The organism is Cryobacterium sp. 10I5 (genome assembly GCF_035019865.1).
In the GTDB taxonomy this organism is placed as follows: Bacteria; Actinomycetota; Actinomycetes; order Actinomycetales; family Microbacteriaceae; genus Cryobacterium; species Cryobacterium breve_A.
Genome location: NZ_JASJVI010000201.1, coordinates 1 through 884, shown reverse-complemented (window position 1 = coordinate 884; position 884 = coordinate 1). Strand labels below are relative to the sequence as shown.

Sequence of the window (884 nt, the reverse complement as noted above, 5' to 3'; positions counted from 1 at the left end):
CCTCAAACGCAGCACCCCAGCTGACCTGCTCAGCGAGCTAGTCTCAAGGAAGGAAATAGCCCCTGTTGCTTCCACCGCTTGAAATCGCCGTAGGGTTGCGAGACGTCATTGAGCGGAGCCGCCGTTGCCTTCTCATGCGAGCCTCGGTCGGATTCCGGCTGTGGTCTCCTCAGTGCAATGCGGTAGGCAATCCGCGAGTGCGAGTGCGATCGGGTGCCGGGGTGTGGCATGCTCAACACTGTGCAGCTGACCGACTTGGAGAAGACGTTGGTTAGTCACGTGGCTGCCGGTACTATTTTCGATCTTGCCCCCGGCGCCGCGATCGATGCCGCAGTAATGGGCTCGTGGGATATGCAACACGAGATCCGTGCAGAGGTTATTCGGGACATTCTTCGTGGTCGTCACCTACCTGACGGCGGGGCGGACCCCCACGGTCTGCAATTGCGTGGTGCCAGGATTGTCGGACGCCTCGACTTGGATCACCTGATCTCCCCAATCCGTCTCAGCCTAAAATCGTGCCACCTGCCCGAGGGAGTCGACGGTGAAAGGTGTCAGATTTCCGACCTGGACCTGAGCCGGTCCGTCGTCGGCGTCACCGACCAGTACGCCAGCGATGGTGCGGTGCGTTTCCTGGGTGCGCAGATCACCGGGCAGTTGAGTTTGAGTGGCGCGATCCTGACCAATGAGACCGGTCCCGCCCTCACCGCCGACGGGGTGAGTGTCGGCGGCGACATGTTCCTTGATGACGAGTTCACGGCGACCGGGCACGGCGATGATGGTGCGGTGCGTTTCCCGGGTGCGCAGATCACCGGACAGTTGAGCTTGAGTGGCGCGATCCTGACCAATGAGACCGGTCCCGCCCTCGCCGCCGACAGGGTGAGTGT

General features: G+C 62.0%; 1 protein-coding gene. It reads left to right on the top strand.

Going from position 1 to position 884, the window contains the following annotated elements:
- Positions 1-228 precede the first annotated feature (228 nt).
- The coding region (locus tag QN350_RS19690) for a hypothetical protein (protein WP_323517203.1) at positions 229-884 on the top strand (656 nt) is incomplete at its 3' end.